This window comes from bacterium, from assembly GCA_040753555.1.
Classification (GTDB): Bacteria; UBA9089; UBA9088; order UBA9088; family UBA9088; genus JBFLYE01.
Genome location: JBFMDZ010000176.1, coordinates 1 through 4414, shown reverse-complemented (window position 1 = coordinate 4414; position 4414 = coordinate 1). Strand labels below are relative to the sequence as shown.

6 protein-coding genes are annotated in these 4414 nt (G+C 38.1%); all 6 read right to left on the bottom strand.

Translation table 11 applies throughout. From position 1 onward, the window contains the following. Positions 1-244, bottom strand: a 244-nt coding sequence (locus AB1630_10735; protein MEW6104266.1) for a type II toxin-antitoxin system RelE/ParE family toxin, incomplete at its 3' end; no start/stop codon positions are given. Beyond that, positions 244-441 carry a hypothetical protein gene (locus AB1630_10730; GenBank protein MEW6104265.1) on the bottom strand — a complete coding sequence of 66 codons (198 nt, stop codon included), beginning with the start codon at positions 439-441 and terminating at the stop codon, positions 244-246. The genes AB1630_10735 and AB1630_10730, both read right to left, overlap by 1 nt. Before the next feature lie 108 nt (positions 442-549). Next, positions 550-1473, bottom strand: a complete 924-nt coding sequence (locus tag AB1630_10725) for a pre-toxin TG domain-containing protein (GenBank protein ID MEW6104264.1) — start codon at positions 1471-1473, stop codon at positions 550-552. Further along, positions 1437-2024, bottom strand: a complete 588-nt coding sequence (locus AB1630_10720) for a 3'-5' exonuclease (GenBank protein ID MEW6104263.1) — start codon at positions 2022-2024, stop codon at positions 1437-1439. The genes AB1630_10725 and AB1630_10720 overlap by 37 nt, the downstream gene beginning before the upstream one ends. Continuing rightward, positions 2021-2842 carry a hypothetical protein gene (locus AB1630_10715; protein MEW6104262.1) on the bottom strand — a complete coding sequence of 274 codons (822 nt, stop codon included), beginning with the start codon at positions 2840-2842 and terminating at the stop codon, positions 2021-2023. The genes AB1630_10720 and AB1630_10715 overlap by 4 nt, the downstream gene beginning before the upstream one ends. Before the next feature lie 12 nt (positions 2843-2854). After that, positions 2855-4414 (bottom strand): hypothetical protein (locus tag AB1630_10710; GenBank protein ID MEW6104261.1); only part of this gene is annotated, 1560 nt, incomplete at its 5' end.

Here is a 4414-nt window from a genome sequence, read left to right as displayed (position 1 = left end):
TGGCGTGAATTTTTATAAGCTCATCTTTAGCATTTACCGTAAAGATTACCCTTATTCTTCCTATCCTTAACCGGTAAAACCCTTCCCATTCTCCTTTTAACCTCCTTATATCCGCATACAAGAAATCCTTGTTTTCTAACCAATTTTCTATGTTTTTTATCTTTTTCTTTAGCAATTCCTGGATTTTAGAATCTAACCTTTCCAATACCTTAAGGCTTTCTCGGCTAAATTCATATCTATACATTACAAATCCAGTTTTACAAATTCTTGATATTTATATTTTTTGGGTTCTTTAAATATCTCTCTTATCTCTTCCATCTCACCATCATCTACATAGGGAATTAGCTCTAACTTCAACCTCTTTAGATTCTCCTCCATAGCCTTGTTTACGGCTTTTTCAACTACCTCGTATAATTTTTCTTCCTCTACAGCAAATTTCATTTTGCCTCCTTTCTATCTCTTACCTTAATATTCTATATCTCTATAAAAAGAAAAAACAAGGAAAATCTTTTGAAAAAAGCTTCATAAAAAGCCTTTGCTCAAGGCTTATCAGGTTTGCCTAAACATTGAGGCACCCCTGGCTAAAGGACCAAGCAGGGAAAGCCATCGGTCTGCACCAGATAGCTTCTGGCCTGTTATAAAATCCCTGCCCGCAATTGCTGTGGCAAAGGTATAGATTTGGCCAATCCCAGGAAGACCACGGACAACGGTTGAGACAATCCCACTTACTGCTGACCAGACCTTCTGATACCATTTCTTCTTCTTTGGCTGGGGAGGGGGTGGTGGTGGCTCTATTTTTTCTAGGGCATCCTTTGGCACATAGGTTTGTAGCTCTTCGGTGGATATTTGTTCTACGCTTCTTTGACCAAGAAGATTAAGGTAGAAATTGGTTGTGTCAAGGGTTGGAATAAACCTTCTTTCCAAGCCAAGGATAAGGAAGTCTCCCAGGCTTTCATTTCTTACCACCCTTGCCCTAAGGGGATCACTGGTAGGAATAGAAAGAAATTCACTATCAGAAATGCTTTTTGCATCGTTAGGCTTTAAGCTAAATATCTGCATTGTTCCTGAATCAATAAGATGCTTTGTTCCGGAGAAGATAAGGAAATAGTCTCCTCCATACTTTATCAATGTGCCATCAGGGTATTTTATCTCAGGAAGGACATCGCCAGTAGGAAGCTTGGTTAATCTTTCAGAAGAGACATTTTCAATCTCAGCCTGCTTTTCTTTAGGAAGGTATGCATCAAGGCTATCTTTGGGAATAAGCCTCTTTCTTCCATTCATTACATAGAATACATAATCATTGAATTTTATAAAGTTTCCTTCCAAGGAAAGGGTATCTTCTGTATTCTCTGTTCTGTATTCTGTGTTTTCTTGATAAGGCTCATATGAAAAAGTAATTGATGGGATTGCCTCTATATCAAAAAACCTTAGTCTATTTATTGTCCTGGCGAGGTTTGCGGTTTGCTTAAACATAGGTTATTCTTCTGATTTTTGTAGTTTAAGAATTTCTCAAAAATATTAGCCTGCTCAATAGCATCATCAAGGGCATTGTGGGTATGTTTGGAAGGAGAAAGGAATCTTTTGTCAATCCTTCTTTTCGTTGTTTCACTCCAGGAACAATGGGTCATTCCCATATAATAAGCCTTCAGATCAAGACCACTAATCCCAAATGGATTATGTCCTAAGAAGCGATGAAAATAATAGCAAACAAACATCCAATCAAATGTGGCATTAAAGGCAACAAAAACAGGTCTTTTTTCTTGACTAACCCTTTGAATCCATTGCTCAAAGTCTTTCATTGCTTTATTTGGCTCAGCACCCTTTGTTTTTAAAGTCTCCATATTTAAATGGCAAGCATCAATTGCCCCTTGAATGTAGTTGTCATTCAAGGGTTTTAGCTCAATGTAGAAGCCCTTTTCTGTTTCTCCCACTACACAAGCTCCTAGTGAAAGCATACTGTATTCTCCAGGAATAGGCCCTGATGATTCAATATCCACTGAGATAAATATTTCTTCCTTTGTCATTCTTCGGTTTGATACCAATATTTAAAGCCAAGTTTTTCAAAGAGCCTTTTGTAGTTTATTTTGAATACCCCTTCTCCGTATTCAGGGTCTGGGTCACGGCATTCCTCCATTAATATCTTTTCTATTTCTTCCTCTTCTTTACTATTCCTTAACCTTGCCTCCTTTAGCATCTTCTTTGCCTTACGGGGATTAAATGGTTCTTTAAATGTTCTTAGCCAGAGGTCGCCCCATTTTTTTTTGAACTCCTCAATTTTTTCTTTATCTTTATAATACCAATAAAATTCTAAAGCCAGCCTATTTTTCCTAACCTCAATTGGCAGATTCCTTCTTGAAAATAACATCTTTGGAATATTCTTGCCCTCTTTATACTCAGGGTTTATCGTAGCAACGATTATAGATTCCTTATAATCTATGGCTTTATTATAATGCTCTTCGTCCTCAAAGAGAAGCTCTGTGTTTAATAAAGATGCAAGCTTATAGAGATAATCTATGTCTTGGTTGGTTATTAATCTATATAGTGGTTTTTCTAATTTTAGTTGTTCTTCTAATTCAGAGGAAGAAAGTGGAGAAAGAAGCCATCCAATATTATGGCATCCTTTAGGGAAAATGTCATTAAATAAACTTATCTCATTGCCAGCTCCACTCTCGCCGATTGCTGGAGGACAAGTAATATCTTTTCTTATAGTCCAAGACTCTCCTGTATCGTCGTTGTCACTATATTTTTTTTGAATCTGAAAGCTGGGAAAGAGCATATCTCTTAGAAGGCAAGCCATTTCATCAGGGGTTATTAATGAAACCAAATGACAACCTGCTAACATTATAAATTCACCTCACTTTTTATAAATAATATGGGGATGGGATATTACTTTTTCCTTAAAGGCTTTATTTTCCCAGATAGCTATTGGACTTTTTCTTCCTAATACATTCTGTGATTCCTCTACCCATTTCTTAAGCTCTGGTATCTTATTAAGGTTTTTTAATCTTTCTATATTTTCTTTCTTTGGATTTAACTCCAGAAGAGCCTTTCCTCCTTCTTTTGATAGCCCATACTTCTCAATCAACTTATCACTCACAATGAAGAAATCAATATCACTATCTGCATTAAATGGCCTACCTGTTTTATATTTTCTTCCAGTAACCACACTTCCTCTAATTCCAGTAATCTCATCGCCCTTGCCCAACCTTCTTCCAATATCCTGAAGTCCACCTGTAATTTTATGGTAAAGCTCCAGAGAACCCTTAAATCCTTGTTTTATTGTTTGGACAAGCTTTATATGGCCAGTTCCTATTATTGGAAGGGCAATAGCTAGTCTTTCTAATGGTGAGAGCTTTCCTGCCAGACCTTCGCCTTTAATAGCGCTGAGTACATCATATATATCACTACCTATCTTTACAGGAGATGGAACAAGCCCAACCAAGCTTATTCCCATATCTGCTACTTTGAGAAACTCCTCTTTCCAGAATTTTAATAAACCCTCAGCTGTGTTTTGGCCAAGAAATGTGGCTGTGCTTTGTCCTGGATTTAGGCTATTGGGAAAGCTTACCTTTAAATTATTACCCTCTATCTTTAATTCACCACCTACATAGGCTGTCTTTAACATCGCATCGGTAAGCTGTTGATAATCAATGGGAGGGATAATGGGATTGGGGCTAGCTATTTGGGGATGAAGGGCATCGTAAAGCTCCTTTGTTGCAATCTCCTGGTCTTTGAATCTTTCCCCTATCCTATTCTCTATCTGTGAACGCTCAATCCCTTCTTTCTCAAATATATCCTTCAGGCTATCCCATAGCTTATCCAATACCCCGCCTATTCCACCAGGTGTCTTTGCTCCCAGATTTATTGCATAGTTTGCTATTCCTTCTAATCCCATTGTCTTAAAGTCAATATCCCCCAAATCCAGCCCAGGCAGATTTACCTTCGGCAGGTCTATCTTGGGCAGGTTTATATTCTTCTTCCAGATTATCCCCTCAATCACATCCCCAAACTTATTGTTCCAGTCAGAATTCCTCTGGTAGCTCTTTAGTCCAGCAAGCCTTTCTTCCCAAGTAAGCTTATTTCCCCAGACATCCTGTCCTGTCAGGGCTGTGCCAAATTTGTAATACTTATTCTCAATGAGGCTATTGTAGAGAGAACCTGCCTTATTTGTCAGGCTACTTAAAGGACCAAGGTCATATCTTTTTCCAAGGTTTAAACCTGCCAAAAAGGCTTGCTCTGGGTTTTTAAGGTAGCCAGAATAGGTATTAAGCTTTGAAATGGCATCCTTTGTTTTGTTTATGGTATTAGCTAAATTTGCGGTTTGCTTAAACATTGAGGCACCCCTTGCCAATGGACCAAGCAAGGAAAGCCATTGGTCTACCCCAGATAGCTTTTGTCCGGTAATAAAATCCCT

What these genes read in the sequence shown, in the direction of transcription:
- AB1630_10730 (MEW6104265.1), bottom strand. Translation starts at nt 441, where the DNA reads ATGAAATTTGCTGTAGAGGAAGAAAAATTATACGAGGTAGTTGAAAAA.
- AB1630_10725 (MEW6104264.1), bottom strand. Translation starts at nt 1,473, where the DNA reads ATGTTTAAGCAAACCGCAAACCTCGCCAGGACAATAAATAGACTAAGG.
- AB1630_10715 (MEW6104262.1), bottom strand. Translation starts at nt 2,842, where the DNA reads ATGTTAGCAGGTTGTCATTTGGTTTCATTAATAACCCCTGATGAAATG.
- AB1630_10720 (MEW6104263.1), bottom strand. Translation starts at nt 2,024, where the DNA reads ATGACAAAGGAAGAAATATTTATCTCAGTGGATATTGAATCATCAGGG.